Genomic DNA, 16,738 nt, shown 5'->3' with positions numbered 1-16,738 from the left:
GTAAAGAACGAAGAGTACTTATTTACTTTGATTAAGTTACATTATAACATTGCCGATACATTATAACAAAACACCGGAATGTTAATGATTTTACCTAACTTTAAAACTAGCCTGATCGCATCTATGGTCACCGTACTGTGTGCTTGTAACAGTGAAATTGATGATCTTGCAGATAAAAATGCTGGGCTGGCAGATAACCATGATCATATCGGAATCACCTCAACAGGGCGTTTAGCCATTAGTCATGCTGATACTGCAAACGTATCAATTTTCGATACTGATAATGACACGCTACTTGAAATGTTTAATACTGCAAATATTGTTAGCGGCTTATATGCAAGTCCTAACAATCGTTTTGCGGTACTTATACAACGCGCGGATAACTATGTAGAATTTATTGATGGTGGTTTATACCAAGAAGATCATGATGATCACCTGCATGATTACGAACAACTACCTTCCTTTTCAGGTTTTACATTAACAAATGATAAGCCAACTCATTTTGATATAAGCGAACAGCAAGCGGCACTGTTTTTTGATGGCAATATAGATGCGGGGATCCCAGCAAGCTTTGCTATTTTAACTGATACATCAATTGAAGATGGCGAAATACTTGCAGCACATAGCTTTAACAATGCCATGCATGGTACAGCGCAAATTCGCGGTGAATCGGTAATAACAACTTATCGCAGCGAAGATATAACTAGCGTGCTGCCAAATTATGTTGAACAACTGCATATTCATGGTGATCACTTTCATCAAGAACAGCGGTTTGCAGTGGATTGCCCTGCACTACATGGCAGTGCGCAAAATCACCAGCATATCGCTTTTGGCTGTAGCGATGGTGTATTAGTTATAACTGAAAAAGGTGGTGTGTTTAACGCAGCCAAAGTAGCTAATCTCAACAGCTTTGCTGAAGGTACGCGTATTGGCACAATTAAAGCGAGTGAACACAGCGAACTATTTTTAGGTATTGCACAAAGTAAGCTTTTTTACACCATCGACCCAGCATCAGCTGAAATGACACAGCTTGCATGGCAACAAAATACTGAAAATACCGTATTAGCAAGTGCACTGGATAGGATTACCGGCGAGTTTTATGTACTTGAAAGTGATGGTTTCTTGTCAGTGCTACATGCTGAAGATGATTGGCAAGTCAGCGCACGCTTTAAAGTACTCGAAAACCCAGCTGGTAACTATGCACTCGCGGCCTCAGCGGCCGACGATACTTTATATATCAGTGATGCAAACAACCAAACAGTATTAAGTATCGACACCCATGAGCAAACGACTAAAACTATTCTTAACCTTGATTTTATCCCTAATCAAATTACCTGGTTAGGTATAGCTACTGAATCAAAACATGAACACTAATTAATTCAAGCAAATAACTTTCATAGCATTCCCTTGCTAATTCATTGCCAGCAAATTTACTTTGCTGGCTTTTTTGCTTTCATGCTGGCAATTCCATGATGAACCAACACAGCAACCGCACCGGCTAATACACCGAATAAACCATCGAACAGTAAAGGCGCAATAATCTCTCCCAGCGTACCTAAATTTGCTAGTGCAAACTCAGCAACAGCGATTTGCCAATGATGCAACACACTAATACCATGCACTAAAATTCCTCCACCCACTAAAAACATCGCTACCGTACCTGCAAATGCTAAAAACGCCATTAAACGTGGTGCTGCGGCTAATAAACCTTTACCTAATAATGCTTTAAAACGGTTTCCTGTTTGCTGTGCTTGGTTAAGCAAATACAAACCAGCATCATCGAGTTTTACAATCCCTGCCACTAACCCATAAACGCCTATGGTCATGATCACCGCAATAACACTTAAGACTAGCGCTTGATTTAGTAAACTTGCACCCGCCACGGTGCCTAGTGTGATAACTATTATTTCTGCCGATAAAATAAAGTCGGTTCGAATAGCCCCTTTTACTTTTTGTTTTTCGTACTCAACTAAATCTAAATTTTCGATAGCATCTACATCATCATTTTTCGTAGCTGGTAATAACTTTTCGACTAACTTTTCAGCACCTTCAAAACACAAAAATAATCCACCAACCATTAATAAAGGTGTAATAAGCCAAGGTAGCCAAACACTTATTAATAACGCTGCAGGAACTAAAATTGCTTTATTTAAAAAGGAGCCTTTCGCTACCGCCCACACGACTGGTAGCTCACGATCGGCAGTGACTCCTGTCACTTGTTGCGCGTTTAAGGCTAAATCATCCCCTAACACACCCGCAGTTTTCTTCGTGGCGACTTTACTCATAGTGGCAATATCATCTAATAAAGTGGTGATATCGTCCAATAATGTCAATAGGTTAGTACCTGCCATCTCATTTCCTTTGCAGTTAAAAAATTTATAATAATCAACATAGCCTAAACAAGTATTTTCACCAAAGGTTAATTTTCGTTTGCTATGCTAGTTGCTAAACACACTTAGCCAAGATACTTGTTTATGTATAAAATCCTATTAATTGCACTCGGTGTTATTAGCCTCAGTGCATGCACAGAACAATTAAATAGTCAGTCTTTCTCCTGCGATAGCCAACTAAGCGCCGTTATTACCAGTAATGATGAAGAAAGTGCCACGCTAAATTACAATCAAGTAGATCATTCGCTGACCAAACAAATCAGCGCCTCGGGCGCAAAATATACCAATGAAGATGTGCTGTTTTGGACCAAAGGGAATGAAGCAATGTTGATAATTGATGGCAACAAATATCATTGTAATTTAGAGTAATACAATCGCTCGCCAAACTTATAATTTATAAAAATACTGCTACACTCATAAATAATTAAGTATTTACGGGTTCACTATGCGCGCTATTGCTATTAAAACGAAACTAATTTTTGCCTTTGCCACAATTGGTTTTTTAATGCTCGCCAGCAGTAGTTTTTTTTACTGGTCATTAGGACAAATTAATCACGCCACTTCGGATATAGAAACTTTAGCTGTACCTGTACAACAGCAAAGTCATGCCTTGCGGTTATCGCTGTTATCAATCACCAAATTTAATGCTGTTGCATACAGCCAAACAAGTAAAGCCAGTTTGCAACAGCAGCAACAGAGCACTCATGAAGAACAAACTTTATTTAAAACCAAGCTAGAAGAATTAAGCTCTCAGCTGCACGACCAACCACAAATGCTGCAATTACTATCACAAATAACACAACGTTATCAAAAGTTTAGTGACACTAGCGCAACAATGTTTAACACCAAACAACAAGGCCTAACAGCAGCAACTCAGGTTACCTTATTAGCAAATGATTACGCTAATAATCTCGCTGATTTAAGTAATGGCTTACTTGATTTAGAACTAATCGAAGTAACACCGGCGCAACAGTCGTTATTAGCCGCTATTGTTGGTACCGCGACCCGCATTGACGACTTGCTATTCACTTTAGGCAATAATGTTAAGAGCATCAACCACATTAGCTCCCTACAAACACTCACAGAGCACCAACAAGATACCGCTTTTTTATTAGACAATATCCAATCTAATTTTACATACCTACAACAGCAAGCGAGTGAGTTAAAAAATCAAACAAATTTCAGCAACCTAAAAGACCTTCTCAGCTTAATTAATCAACAGTTGGCAACACTGTACCAGCAACAAAGTACTCTTTTGACCAGTAAAGTTGCGACCGAGCAAGCCTTTGCTGTATTCCAGCAACAGTTTCAACTTACCGAGCAGCTCATTATTGAGTTAAATCATTTAGCCGATAAACGCTTTGATACCTTGCAGGCGGATGCTCAGTCGGTGATCACTACAGGTTCGCGACTCGCGATTATTATAAGTTTAGTGCTTATTTCGTTTGCAGCCTTGATCTGCTTTTTAACCACCAAAGCAATGTTAAAACCACTCAATGCCGTAAATAAAGCACTATCACGTATCGCTTCCGGGGATTTATCTAAACGTACAAAGCCCCATAATGATGATGAATTTGGTGTACTTTTAAACAATATCAATCAATTAAGCGATGATCTAAGTACATTACTAAGTGCGATAAGTGATAACGCCCACACCTTAGATCAATCAGCAATTCAAACCAGTGCACAAGGCCAACATATGACCGAAGCAGCACAGCAGCAATTAGATCGTATTGCAGAGGCCGACTCGGTGGCGCATAGCATGCATAGTAATTCCCAAGCGGTCTGTGAACGAGCTGATAACACCTCTAATGAAGTTGCTAACGCTTCGCAGTTTGCCAATGATGTAAATCAGATTGCTGATCGTAACAGCCAGCGTATTGCAGCGTTACTGACTCGGCTTGATCAAGCTGTACAAAGTACTAATGAGCTAACCCAACACACACAATTAATTGGCGCAATCGTGGATACAATTAGCAGTATTGCTGAACAAACTAATTTACTTGCGCTCAATGCTGCTATTGAAGCTGCCCGTGCAGGAGAAAATGGCCGAGGCTTTGCTGTTGTGGCAGATGAAGTTCGCTCTTTAGCTGCACGAACGCAAAACTCGACTAGCGAAATACATACAATGATCCAAACACTGCAACATCAGGCCAATACTGCTCATCATGAAATTAACGATGGGCAACAACAAGCAAAAGAATGTGTAGCAAATAGTAGTGAATTAAACCAAGCGGTGGATAAAATAAAAAGTACTTTAGTGACAATTAACCAAATGAGTATGCAAATTGCTAGTTCATCACATCACCAGCTTGATAACAGCAATGAGATAAAACAGATTATGGCGCAAGTAACGGTGCAAGCACAAACGAATGCCGAACATGCAAAGTCACTCGCCAATCAAAGTGAAGACGTTAACCAACTCGCTCACTCATTAACCAGCGCAGTAGAAAGATTTAAGTTCTAACTCTGAATATAAAACCCATCTGCAGCTATTGTGATAATGATAAATACACGCCACAGAAATAACGTTGCAGTGGCGTGTAGCAACTTATTTATTATTTTGCTCCGCGATAAACTCCCTAATGTATTTATCAAATAGTGCCGCAGGCAGTGGTTTGCTGTATAAAAAACCTTGAATATAATCACAATTTAGAGCGTTTAAAAAAGCCAGCTGTGCAAAGGTTTCAACTCCTTCGGCAACAACTTTGAGCTGTAGGTTACTAGCCATTGAAATTATTGCACTAACCATCGCACAATCTTCAAGATCATCCGGTAAGTCTTTTATAAACTCCCGATCTATTTTTAACTTACTCAGCGGAAAACGCTTTAAATAACTCAACGATGAGTAACCGGTGCCAAAGTCATCAATTGCTAAACCCACGCCGGTTGCCCGTAATGCTTGCAACTGCTGCAAAATATTTGAGCTATTATCAGCAAGTAGCGTTTCTGTAATTTCAAGGGTTAAACACTGAGCTGATAACTGCGTTTCCTGTAGAACACTTTTAACTAACGCTTCAATATCTTGGCGAATAAATTGCACGCTAGACATATTTACCGTAACAAAAAACTGATCACCGAAACAACCACACCACTTAGCAGCTTCGCGGCATGCTTCTCTGAGTACCCACTCACCAATTGGAATGATTAATCCTAACTCTTCACATACAGGAATGAATTGTGCCGGAGACACATCGCCAAGCTCCGCACTATGCCATCGCAATAATGCTTCACAGCCGACCGTTTTTTTATCGTGGCTAATAATTGGCTGAAAATAAACGGTAAACTCGTTATTACTAAGCGCTTTATGAAGAGCATTTTCGAGCCTACTGCGAGCAGTCGCTTGTTCATGCAAGCCACTGGTAAAGAACTCAAAGCAGTTTCGCCCTTGCGCTTTAGCTTTGTACATAGCGCTATCAGCATTACGTAGTAATATTTTTCGATCGCTGCCATCGTCGGGGAAAATAGTGATCCCCATACTGCCGGATACAAATACATCTTGCTCACCAATTTTAAATGAAGAACTAAGCGCCAGCAGAGCTTTTGTAGCTAGTCGCTCAATATCTGCTAACTTATTGATCCCTGGCAGTAATAGCGCAAACTCATCGCCACCTAAACGGGCAACTACGTCAGAGCTGCGCATACATGCTTTAAGCCTTTTGGCAGCCTCAAGTAATAGTAAATCACCACTATTATGCCCTAAGGTATCGTTAACGCTTTTAAACCGATCTAAATCAATAAAACAAATTGCCAAACGCTTATTATCAGCTGTCGCACGGATCATTTCTTGATCTAGCTTGCTATTATAATGATAGCGATTTGCCAAACCCGTTAAGGTATCAAAATTAGTTTGTAGCCACATTTCCTGTTCATTTTCTTTGCGTAAAGAAATGTCGTTAAATAAGGCAACATAAACTTCAATGTCTTTTTCCTCGTCAAATACTACCGAAATATTGACCCAGCTCGGGTAAATACTACCATCTTTGCGGCGGTTCCATATTTCACCTTCCCAGTGCCCTGCCTCATTTAAACGTCGATATAACACTTTAAAAAACGATGGTTTATGATGGCCCGAATTTAATATTGCAGGTGATTTACCAAGCACATCTTGTTCTTGATAACCGGTGATCTGTGTGAAGGCTTTATTTACAGCTTGAATTTCATTATCACGATTAGAAACTAAAATACCTTCATTAGTTGTTGAAAATACCGTGCTCGCGAGTCGTTGTTGTTGAAGTGCTTTTAATTTTAAAGTGATATCACGAATTAAATGTATTTCACCAATTTTGCTATTTTTTTCGTCGATAACTGCGGTTACTCGTGCCTCTCCCCAAAATACCTCTTTAGCTCCGTGAAATTGACACTCACTATCAACCCCAACTACTCCTTTCGAACACTCAGTAAATGAGTAAATATTTTTATCTTCCAGTGGCTCGCCTGCCGTCAACTTTTGCACAGCAGCAGTATTAGCTGTAATGACCCTATGTTCGACATCCGTGTAAACGAGCAGATCATCAATACTATTGAAAATCGCTTTTAGCGTCGCACTGTCTTTTTGCGCCGATTTTTTAGCTCGGCGTAATCGCAAAGCTAACATGGTTAAAGTCGCTAACAGTATTAGTAGTACAGAAATAGATATTAGCGCTAACAGCAATTGATCGGTGCGTTTTTGTTCTATTTCATTAGTTTGAATGGCAACCAATTGTTCAAGATTTTCTTGATAATGCCAAAGCGCTTTTTCAAGGTTACGTTGAGATGAAATATCATGTATGACAGAAAATAAAAAATCTTTATTTTCAATTGTAAATGGGGCTGAATAAACGCTAACGGTACGTGTTTCACCGCTCGCTAATCGGTGTTTGAAAACAAAATAGTTTTGCCCTTTACTCAGAGCAGCTTGGCGTTCCTGTGCAACTTGTTGCTCAGTAAATATATTAATTTGCTGGATACGCATTGTTTGCAATTGCGCAATACTGTAACCATAAAATGCTGCCGCTGCTTTATTAGCAAATTTAATTTCACCCGTTTGCGGTTCTACCACTAACATCACGGCACTGTGCTCATTAAAAAGCGGCACATTGAGCGCGGAATTTAATGATTGCTTAGCACTTACTTGATCTACAAAGGTAATTACACAGCAAAGAAGAACAGCCTTGATAAATGTTTTTACGATAAGCCCACCCATTAATCAAAAACTCATTTCAAACATTTGTCCTAAACTATAGCTTACTCACCTTATAATGTAACAAAAATGATCGCTTAAATGCGCTCTAAAAACACCTCATTAATTCGCTTAACGTCTTTATTTAAGTATAATGCCAACAGTCTTTTAAGCTTTAAAGCGGCCCACAATGAAATACAAAGATCTACGTGATTTTATCGATTTATTAGAAAAAAAAGGTGAACTGAAGCGTATTCACCAAGAAGTTGATCCTTATCTTGAAATGACCGAAATTGCCGACCGCACACTACGTGCTAAGGGACCCGCTTTATTGTTTGAAAACCCTAAAGGTTATGATATCCCCGTACTAGCTAACTTATTTGGTACACCAGAGCGTGTTGCCATGGGAATGGGTAAAGAACACGTTAGCGAACTACGGGAAGTCGGTAAGTTGCTGGCATTTTTAAAAGAGCCAGAGCCACCAAAAGGCATTAGAGAAGCATTTAGCCAAATTCCAGTGTTTAAGCAAGTATTAAATATGCCTGCCAAAGAAGTTAAAAAAGCGCCTTGTCAGCAAGTTATTCTAGAAGGCGATGATGTTGATTTAACTAAGCTGCCAATTCAACACTGCTGGCCTGGTGATGTGGCTCCATTAATCACTTGGGGTTTAACCGTCACCAAAGGACCTTTCAAAAAACGCCAAAACTTAGGTATTTACCGCCAACAATTACTCGGTAAAAATAAAATCATTATGCGCTGGTTATCACACCGTGGCGGTGCTCTCGATTTTCAAGAATGGTGTAAAGAAAACCCAGGCCAACCTTATCCGGTATCGGTAGCATTGGGTGCTGATCCGGCGACAATCCTAGGTGCCGTCACGCCAGTGCCAGATACCTTGAGTGAATACGCCTTTGCCGGCTTGCTACGTGGTAGCAAAACAGAAGTAGTTAAGTCGATCTCCAATGATTTACAAGTTCCTGCCAGTGCTGAAATAGTTCTTGAAGGCTATATAATGCCGGGCGAAATGGCACCTGAAGGCCCTTATGGCGATCACACGGGTTATTACAATGAGGTTGATAACTTCCCTGTTATGACCGTGACCCACATGACACATCGTAAAGATCCTATTTATCACAGCACTTTTACTGGTCGTCCACCAGATGAGCCGGCAATTTTAGGGGTCGCACTCAATGAAGTCTTCGTACCTATTTTACAAAAGCAATTTCCTGAGATAGTCGATTTTTATCTACCGCCAGAAGGCTGTTCATATCGTATGGCGATAGTGACAATGAAAAAACAATACCCAGGTCATGCCAAGCGCGTGATGATGGGGGTATGGTCGTTCTTGCGTCAGTTTATGTACACAAAGTTTGTCATTGTCTGTGATGATGATGTTAACGCACGTGATTGGAATGACGTGATATGGGCGATTACTACACGTATGGATCCCGCCCGCGACACGACTCTAATTGAAAACACACCGATTGATTATTTAGACTTTGCATCACCGGTTTCAGGTCTTGGTTCAAAAATGGGTATGGATGCCACTAATAAATGGCCCGGCGAAACCACTCGTGAGTGGGGCGAACCCATTGTGATGGATCAAGCGACTAAAGATCGCGTCGATGAAATCTGGCAAAGCTTAGATATTCTTTAACAGCTCTTTTAGAGGCTATAAACTCACTATGCGGATATGTTATTATTGTTCAAATAAAGTGCGTATCCGCTAATTTAAGGTAAAACATGCAAACATTACACGCTGAAGTTGTCGCTATCAGCCCACTCACTGAATTTGTTCACAAAGTAATTTTAAAACCTGTTGAAAGCGTCACCTTTGAAGCTGGCCAATATTTGCAAGTAGTGCTTGGCGAAAAAGACAAGCGCGCGTTTTCAATTGCCAGCCGCCCTTCACAGTCTGATGAGCTAGAACTCCATATTGGCGCATCTGCAGTTGATTCATATGCAATGCAAACTTTAGAGCATCTTCGCCAAGCCCATGCTGAGAAAACTCAGGTGTTGATTGAAGCCGGCTTAGGCATTTCACAGTTGCGTCTCCAATGCGAACGCCCAATTATTTTACTCGCTGGCGGCACTGGGTTTTCATACGCAAAATCTATGGCTGATCATTTAAGTGAAATCGGTTGTGAGCGTCCGGTATTGTTCTATTGGGGTGTGCGTGAAGAGTCAGCCTTGTATGCGCATACTGAAATGCAAACATGGGCCGATAGCCGTGAAAACTTTACCTTTATACCAGTAGTTGAAAACCCAACAGCTAGCTGGACAGGCCACACAGGCTACGTACATAAAGCGGTGATGAACGATATCGTATCGCTTGCCCCATATGATATTTACATGGCAGGGCGTTTTGACATGATAGGTATTGTGCGCGATGATTTCCTAGCACATGGTGCAATTCGCGAAAACATGTACGCCGATGCATTTGCATTTATAAAATAGTATAACCAGAGTAACCAGCTTAATTTTTATCCGTAAGCTGGTTACTGACACTCCCTGACAGCCCGCTATGATTTACTTAGCTCTTCTTAAACAAGGAGAACTATGATGACCACAAATTTAATCGAAGTTGTAAATTTCAAACTAAAGACTGATACAAATTTAGCGCAGTTCCATATCGCTAATAATGATTTTCAGCGTTATATTGATAACCAATCAGGCGTACTTTACCGCTCCCTTGCTAAACAAGCCGATACCCAGCAATATAGTAGTATCATTTATTTTGCTACGGTTGCTGATGTCCAAAAACTGCGTGATACATTTTTTGATAATGCTATTTGCCAACAGTACACTTCTCTCATTGCAAAAGAATCGATAAAGCAGGATCGTTTTGAAGTGCTTAGCCAAACAGCTTGCCAACAAAGCTAACACTGTATTTTTGAAAACAAGGATAACCAATGCACAAATCAGAGCGGCTATTTCAATTAGTAAACATACTTAAGAGTCGCCGCTTTGCGATCACTGCAAACGAACTTGCCAATAAATTACAGGTATCTCAGCGAACAATTTATCGCGATATTCAGCACTTACAGAGCTCGGGCGTGCCCGTTGAAGGTGAGGCAGGCACTGGCTATTTAATTACCGATTACGATCTACCACCGATGATGTTTACTCTTGAGGAGCTACAAGCACTGTTGTTAGGTAGTAAAATGGTGAGCGCTTGGACTGATCCACAGTTAGCGGCGAATGCCCAAGCTGCAATGACTAAAATTAATGCAGTGTTGCCTAGCAGGTTAAAGCAACGCGTTGCAGAGCTGCCGTATTTAGTCTCTGCATTTCATCACGATAAAAGCCACCAAACGACCACTTTGATACTTCGTAAAGCCATCACTAATAAAACCTGCATTGAATTTCATTATCTGGATGTAAACCAACGACCAACTCAGCGTATTGTCGACCCTTTAGGACTGGTATATTGGGGAGCAAAGTGGACTCTTATCGCTTATTGTCAGTTGCGCAGTGACTACCGAGAGTTTCGCTTAGATCGTATTCAAAGCATTATTCCACTCGCCAAGGCATTTGATACTAATTCACAAAAAAGCTTAGCGCATTATATGGAGTTAGTGAAAGCCAAATACCAAACTCACTCTGATGGTCTGGTTCATAATTAAATTTAGCTGTGATTGTTGTTACCTATCAGCGCAATCAACATAAACAATTTCACAAACGGCCAATCCTTAACCATACTTTGAATAACTCATTAATTGGGAGAGACCCAAATGTTAAACACCAAAGTAAAAGATTTTATGCAGCGCAAGTTACCGCATATAACCCCTGAAACCGAGATGACCACAGCAATTGCAGAACTACAAAAATTCAAACTACTGGGAGCGCCAGTGTTTGATGATAATAAATGTTTAGTGGGCTTTATTTCTGAGCAAGAACTGCTAAAACCGTTAATGCAAAATAGTTATTTTTGTGACGGTGTGGTTAAGGTTTCACAACTGATGCAAACCGAGGTTGTAACCGTCAACGGCGACACCAACATAATGGAACTTGCCGAGCAAATGAAAACCGGTAAACCTAAAAATTACCCCGTTGTTGAAGGCACCAAAGTAATTGGCATGATTGGACGCAGTGATGTACTCAAAGCACTTTTTGATAACTACCTGAGCTGCCAGCAATAATGTGTTTTTCAAGCAATGCCTGACGCTAAGCGAACAAGGCATTGCCATTTGTTTAATGTGCGTTAATTAAGCTAGGGGTGCTCCGTAATATTTATAACCGCCGCATCTTTGGCTTTTATTAATACTGCGCAGTTTTTATCTGATGGTGCTAACGTCACTTTAACAACGTCACTCAACGTCAAATCGTTTACTCTATTTGCGCATCTTAGCGCTATTTCACCAATCTGCTCAGCATTCATTGAAATTGTAAAATTGAGTTTTAGAGGCTGATATACCCAACTTTGCCCTTTAAGCATTGTTTGTTGTAACTTAAACTCTTTATCACTTGATAGACTCTCATTTATAGGCTGCTGTAAAAAACCCATGCTTTGTTCGCTAATTTCAACATTCTCTAATTGAGTCATTGCCTTAATAGCTTGCCCAGCATTAAAAAACTGATTTTTATATAAGTGCCAACGATATAAATTTTGTAGTGTTTTAGAGGCAAGTGATGGTGGTAAGTCTGGATGAAGATAGCCTGCTCTTTCGATACTTTGACCGTAGTTATCCCACTCTTTTTGCGCGTAATAATAGCGACCTTGAATCCAATAAAGTAAAGCCTGCTCTTGTAAGTTTTTGGCATTATCTGATGACATATCGGTCAATAATTTTTCGACTTCAGCGAACCGCTGCTGAGAAAGCAGCTCACTTGCTTGCTCGTAACGAGTATAAAAACCGGGCGTAACAGCGTATCTACCAATACCAATCCCTTCCTTAGTCAAGCGAAGTAACAGCGTTTGCCCAGACGCAATACTGCCTTGCCCATCTGTTGCTGGCGAAAACTCGAGCTTTTCAAAGTATTTTTTTGTACGTGCAGTAAAATATTCTTTATCAGAAATATCGATAATATCAATATCACTCACTTTACCATCGATATCAATTACATAACTTACGTAAGCCCAGCCTTCTAAACGAGTGGCGCTTTGAGTTTTATTTAGCGTATTGTGATTATTAATAAGTTTCGCAGGTATGAATGATTCAGCCTTTACAAAATAACTATTTGCTAAAATCGAAAGAGTAAAAAATATCGTGAAAAATTTCATAGTCAGGTCCTTTAAGGGAATTACATCCTTACTTTATTTAGAAGCGCCATTCTTCTAGTGCAATAAATGTTGTTCTTTCCTGTTGATATTGCAAAAATGCGCTAGATAGCGCATTTCAATCATAAAACTTAAATTAATAAGTAGACGAGGCTTTTAGATCTCGTAAGGCTTGTTTTTCAGCATCACTCAAGTATGCAATATCAAGTGCATTGGCTTGGGCTTTTTCCATATCAGCCTGAGTAAGGCCTGCAGCAGGTCCTGCAACCATGTATTCATGTTCAATTTCGATGCCTTCCACTGCGGGATCATCGGTATTAATACACGCTAAAATACCATGATCTAAAAAGCGCTTCAGTGGATGCATATCTAAACTGGCTACTGTGCTGGTTTGCACGTTACTAGTTAGGCACGATTCAATACCTATGCGTTTATCACGTAGGTAGTCCATTAGCTTGGCATCTTCAATAGCTTTGACACCATGGCCAATACGCTCAGCACCTAGCTCATTGATTGCTTGCCAAATACTGGCAGCTCCCAGAGCTTCACCGGCGTGAATCGTTGCGCTAAGGTAAGCATCACGTACTTGCTTAAAGTGATCGACAAATAACTCACCCGGAAAGCCAATTTCATCACCAGCTAAGTCCACTGCAACTAAATCATTTTTAAACGCGAGTAAGGCATCTAACTCTTGCTGGCAAACTTTAGTGCCATAAGTACGTGATAATATACCAATCAGATTAGCTTTAACCGTGCTACTTTGAGTCGCACTTTTAATACCATCAACTACAGCTTCAACCACACCTTGTGGATGTAAGCCTTGGCTTTGTGCCATGTAGTAAGGGCTAAAACGCAGCTCTACATAATCAAGACCTTGTGCTTGCGCATCTTCAATATTTTCGATGGCAATACGCCGACACGCATCGTAATCACCCAATACCGTGACGCCCCAGTCAAGCTTTTGTAAAAAGGCCATTAAGTTAGGCTCAGGATCGATAACTTGCACATGCGGTATTAAGTCTGCAACATTATCAGCAGGCAGCTTAATATTGAACTGACGACCTAAATCAAGAATAGTTTGCGCGCGGACATTGCCATCTAAATGGCGATGGATATCTAGCAAAGGGAGTTTTTTATTGATCATAATTAGCACTCAGTTCAGTTAATTTGCGCGGATCATACGCACTTAAATCGGTAATTCAAGTTTAGATGATTTTGTTTGTATTATTGAGGTCATTTGTCAGCCCCGCTCGATAAAAGTACTAAAAATTAATCAGTACTCTGTTGTAGGTAATGCCATATGGTTTTAAATAGCTTTTCGGCATCGATTGGTTTTGTTAAATAGCCATCCATACCAGCTGCGAGAGCTTTTTTAACATCATCATCATGAGCATTTGCTGACAGAGCAATAATAGGAAGCTGATGTATAAATAGCTCATCACGAATCACTTTAGTGGCTTGCAAACCATCCATATTAGGCATTTGAATATCCATAAGCACTAAATCATAACGGGTTTCAGAGACCTTCTCAATGGCTTCAAAACCGTCACTGGCAACATCAGCAATACACCCTTTGGTTTTTAATATAGCGGTAGCAACATGTTGGTTTAGCGGATTATCTTCCACCAATAGGATCTTAAATTCAGCAAGCGATAAAGTACTCGTGTCAATCTCAGCAAAGAGAGGCTCTAATTGCTCGGCTTTAGTAAGAGGCGAGATACGTGGTAAGGTAAAAGTGAAAGTTGAACCTTGTCCTTCCTCACTTACTAAACTAATATTTCCTCCCATCAATTCAACCAACTTTTTGCAAATACTTAACCCCAAACCTGTACCGCCGAACTGTCGCGAGGTAGAGCTATCGGCTTGTGCAAATGGTTGAAAAAGTTGCTGTTGAGCTACTTGGCTAATACCAATACCAGTATCACTGACACTAAAGTAAGTGACGTCTTGCTGCTGCCATACTTTGAGTGTGATTGTGCCTGTAGCGGTAAACTTAATCGCATTATTTAATAAATTTAGCAAGACCTGCTTTAAACGTATTGGGTCGCTATCTAGCTGTAGATCTGCGCTGTTATCTAGTTCTAATATTAATTTCAGCGACTTAATATCAACGTCGAATTGCACCAAATTAACTAATTCATCAATAAGCTGATTTAGCTCGATAGGCTCTTGTATTAAATCGAGTTTGCCAGCTTCCATTTTAGAGAAATCGAGTACATCATTTAATACTCGCAGCAACACACTCAGCGCACCATCAGCTTGTTCAATATAATGGCGGGCTTGTTGCCAATCTTGCTGCTGCAACGCTAAATAATGCAGACCTTTAATGCCATTGATCGGAGTACGTACTTCGTGACTCATATTCGCTAAAAACTGGCTTTTGATTTGACTTGCTTCATCTGCTTTTTGTTTTTCTTGACGCAACACTCGTGTTTGTTGAGCAACTTGCTCGCGCACCTGAATATTGGTGCCGGTCACTGAGATTAAAAAAGTGATCAGTAACCAAACAAATAACATCCCTAATATTTGTGCAAACCAGTACATTATCCATGACGTTTGTGTTGTTGGCTCAAATAGCTGAACTTGCCAAACTCGCTGCCCAATAACTAACTGGTATTCACTCAGCAGTTTGCTATCGGTGCGAGATGCACGGTAGATTAGTTGCCGCTGCTGCGCATCAGTCACATCGTAGAAGTGCATACTTACTTGACTACGATGATTAAACTGCAAAGTATCAGCCAAGCGCGCTAAGTTAATAACGCCAACCACAAAGCCCCTAAAATCACCTTGAATATCTAAGTCACCAAAAACCGGAAAGAAAAACAATACCCCAGTATCATCATTGTTGCTTTGTACAAGCTTCATCGGTTCGCTAATAATCAACTCATTCAATGCTTTTGACATCATCATCACATTACGGATTTGCGCATTTGAGGCTAAATCAAAACCTACTACCTCTTCATTACCCAACATCGGATGTACATACTGTACAGGGTAATAACTGTCCCGTTTCGTCACACTCTGCCATTGTTGCTCGGGTGATTGCTCTTTTATATAAAATTCATTAAAGCCTTCTAGACGAATTTGTTGTTGGTATTGAGCAACCGTTGATAACGGTACATTTGGCACCCATTCTAGGGCAAGTACTTCATTGCTATAATCAAGTTGAGTTGTAGTAAAACGCTTAAATTCAGCGTAACTGACTTCATCACTACTGGCAAAAAAAGTAGAAAGCAGAGCTAAATGCGCCGATACCTCATCTAATTTATGATTTATTTCCAACCGCACTTCAGCTACTTTTGCTTCTTGCTTTTGAATATCTTTGTCTTTTTTCACACTTGCCGCAGCATAAAAGCTAATACTTATAACGACATAAATAAGGATTGAAGGTAAAATTACTTGTAAGCGATGACGCATCTGCTCGTAATTAAAAGCCGCCAATATTAACGGTGTAAAAATTAACACCCCAATACTGTCGCCAATCCACCACGCCACAAAGTTATCAAAAGCGGTATGTACCGGTATTATATTATTGGACACCAATAAGCTAGTGCCTATCGCTGCAGCAATCACACAGCAAGCAGGCCCTGCAATGATCAAGCTTTGTACACTGTGTTTTAAAGAGGATAAGTCTAGCGGAGCTTTAATTATTTTAACGATGCAATAGCAGCCTACCCAGGCCTGCAAAACGGCTGCAAAAGAGACAGCTAAAGCTTGTAAGAAAACCTGCCAATGCAGAATATCAGCAACACGATCGAGATGAATCATATTGGTGAGTAAAGCACCGAGCAAAACCCCAACTAAGGCGCGTCGCCCGCACAATAAAAACCCTGCAAGGGCAATGCCTGATGGTGGCCACGAAGCCACTGCATAACCATCAATAGCGAGCAGCGAATTACTGAAAAACCCAGTAATAAAATAAGCAAAAGTTAAACCAAACGTCAGAGTAAATATATTTTGCAATGC

Annotated in this window: 13 protein-coding genes; 8 read left to right on the top strand and 5 right to left on the bottom strand. The window is 40.3% G+C overall.

Annotated features, from left to right (window positions below; genetic code table 11):
- The first annotated feature begins 84 nt into the window (after positions 1-84).
- Positions 85-1,374, top strand: coding sequence for a hypothetical protein (locus H5203_RS16750; protein WP_182820012.1), 1,290 nt, complete (start codon positions 85-87; stop codon positions 1,372-1,374).
- Between the two features lie 56 nt (positions 1,375-1,430).
- Here H5203_RS16750 and H5203_RS16745 read toward each other — a convergent pair whose 3' ends face one another.
- A complete protein-coding gene (locus tag H5203_RS16745; RefSeq protein ID WP_145239915.1) occupies positions 1,431-2,351 on the bottom strand; it encodes a DUF808 domain-containing protein in 921 nt (306 codons plus the stop codon).
- A gap of 123 nt (positions 2,352-2,474) precedes the next feature.
- On the opposite strand from H5203_RS16745, the gene H5203_RS16740 reads away from it, so the two are divergent.
- Positions 2,475-2,759 (top strand): MliC family protein, encoded by a 285-nt coding sequence (locus tag H5203_RS16740; RefSeq protein ID WP_182735747.1) that lies wholly within the window; start codon positions 2,475-2,477, stop codon positions 2,757-2,759.
- Between the two features lie 76 nt (positions 2,760-2,835).
- A complete protein-coding gene (locus tag H5203_RS16735) occupies positions 2,836-4,857 on the top strand; it encodes a methyl-accepting chemotaxis protein (RefSeq protein WP_182820011.1) in 2,022 nt (673 codons plus the stop codon).
- An 84-nt stretch (positions 4,858-4,941) separates the two neighbouring features.
- On the opposite strand, the gene H5203_RS16730 is transcribed toward H5203_RS16735, so the two are convergent.
- A complete protein-coding gene (locus tag H5203_RS16730; RefSeq protein WP_149982172.1) occupies positions 4,942-7,575 on the bottom strand; it encodes an EAL domain-containing protein in 2,634 nt (877 codons plus the stop codon).
- Between the two features lie 166 nt (positions 7,576-7,741).
- Between H5203_RS16730 and ubiD the strand changes: the two genes are divergently transcribed.
- The 5 genes from ubiD to H5203_RS16705 all read left to right on the top strand — a co-directional run bounded on the left by ubiD (position 7,742) and on the right by H5203_RS16705 (position 11,693).
- Positions 7,742-9,208, top strand: coding sequence for a 4-hydroxy-3-polyprenylbenzoate decarboxylase (gene ubiD / locus H5203_RS16725; protein ID WP_145239922.1), 1,467 nt, complete (start codon positions 7,742-7,744; stop codon positions 9,206-9,208).
- Positions 9,209-9,294: 86 nt separating this feature from the next.
- Entirely contained in the window at positions 9,295-10,008 is a 714-nt protein-coding gene (gene fre / locus H5203_RS16720) for an NAD(P)H-flavin reductase (protein ID WP_149982174.1), read from the top strand.
- 102 nt (positions 10,009-10,110) lie between these two features.
- Positions 10,111-10,434: a hypothetical protein gene (locus tag H5203_RS16715; RefSeq protein ID WP_259401966.1), complete on the top strand. Its 324-nt coding sequence runs from the start codon at positions 10,111-10,113 to the stop codon at positions 10,432-10,434.
- Between the two features lie 29 nt (positions 10,435-10,463).
- A complete protein-coding gene (locus tag H5203_RS16710; RefSeq protein ID WP_182820010.1) occupies positions 10,464-11,177 on the top strand; it encodes a YafY family protein in 714 nt (237 codons plus the stop codon).
- A gap of 108 nt (positions 11,178-11,285) precedes the next feature.
- Positions 11,286-11,693: a CBS domain-containing protein gene (locus tag H5203_RS16705; RefSeq protein ID WP_145239928.1), complete on the top strand. Its 408-nt coding sequence runs from the start codon at positions 11,286-11,288 to the stop codon at positions 11,691-11,693.
- 71 nt (positions 11,694-11,764) lie between these two features.
- Here H5203_RS16705 and H5203_RS16700 read toward each other — a convergent pair whose 3' ends face one another.
- From H5203_RS16700 to H5203_RS16690, 3 genes are all read right to left on the bottom strand, one after another.
- A complete protein-coding gene (locus tag H5203_RS16700; protein ID WP_182820009.1) occupies positions 11,765-12,775 on the bottom strand; it encodes an energy transducer TonB in 1,011 nt (336 codons plus the stop codon).
- A 133-nt stretch (positions 12,776-12,908) separates the two neighbouring features.
- Entirely contained in the window at positions 12,909-13,916 is a 1,008-nt protein-coding gene (add, locus tag H5203_RS16695; protein WP_145239932.1) for an adenosine deaminase, read from the bottom strand.
- Between the two features lie 125 nt (positions 13,917-14,041).
- The gene (locus tag H5203_RS16690) at positions 14,042-16,735 is read right to left on the bottom strand and encodes a CHASE domain-containing protein (protein WP_182735755.1); all 2,694 of its coding nucleotides are present in this window, start codon (positions 16,733-16,735) and stop codon (positions 14,042-14,044) included.
- Positions 16,736-16,738 lie beyond the last annotated feature (3 nt).

The organism is Pseudoalteromonas sp. SG41-1 (genome assembly GCF_014164575.1).
Taxonomy (GTDB): domain Bacteria; phylum Pseudomonadota; class Gammaproteobacteria; order Enterobacterales; family Alteromonadaceae; genus Pseudoalteromonas; species Pseudoalteromonas rhizosphaerae.
Note: the sequence above shows the minus strand (reverse complement) of the source record. Positions and strands in the feature narration are given on the sequence as shown.

Bases quoted from the DNA above. Each gene is read 5' to 3' on its own strand.
- H5203_RS16745 (WP_145239915.1), bottom strand. From the start codon at position 2,351: ATGGCAGGTACTAACCTATTGACATTATTGGACGATATCACCACTTTA.
- H5203_RS16730 (WP_149982172.1), bottom strand. From the start codon at position 7,575: ATGGGTGGGCTTATCGTAAAAACATTTATCAAGGCTGTTCTTCTTTGC.
- ubiD (WP_145239922.1), top strand. From the start codon at position 7,742: ATGAAATACAAAGATCTACGTGATTTTATCGATTTATTAGAAAAAAAA.
- add (WP_145239932.1), bottom strand. From the start codon at position 13,916: ATGATCAATAAAAAACTCCCTTTGCTAGATATCCATCGCCATTTAGAT.
- H5203_RS16735 (WP_182820011.1), top strand. From the start codon at position 2,836: ATGCGCGCTATTGCTATTAAAACGAAACTAATTTTTGCCTTTGCCACA.
- fre (WP_149982174.1), top strand. From the start codon at position 9,295: ATGCAAACATTACACGCTGAAGTTGTCGCTATCAGCCCACTCACTGAA.
- H5203_RS16740 (WP_182735747.1), top strand. From the start codon at position 2,475: ATGTATAAAATCCTATTAATTGCACTCGGTGTTATTAGCCTCAGTGCA.
- H5203_RS16750 (WP_182820012.1), top strand. From the start codon at position 85: ATGATTTTACCTAACTTTAAAACTAGCCTGATCGCATCTATGGTCACC.
- H5203_RS16710 (WP_182820010.1), top strand. From the start codon at position 10,464: ATGCACAAATCAGAGCGGCTATTTCAATTAGTAAACATACTTAAGAGT.
- H5203_RS16700 (WP_182820009.1), bottom strand. From the start codon at position 12,775: ATGAAATTTTTCACGATATTTTTTACTCTTTCGATTTTAGCAAATAGT.
- H5203_RS16705 (WP_145239928.1), top strand. From the start codon at position 11,286: ATGTTAAACACCAAAGTAAAAGATTTTATGCAGCGCAAGTTACCGCAT.
- H5203_RS16715 (WP_259401966.1), top strand. From the start codon at position 10,111: ATGATGACCACAAATTTAATCGAAGTTGTAAATTTCAAACTAAAGACT.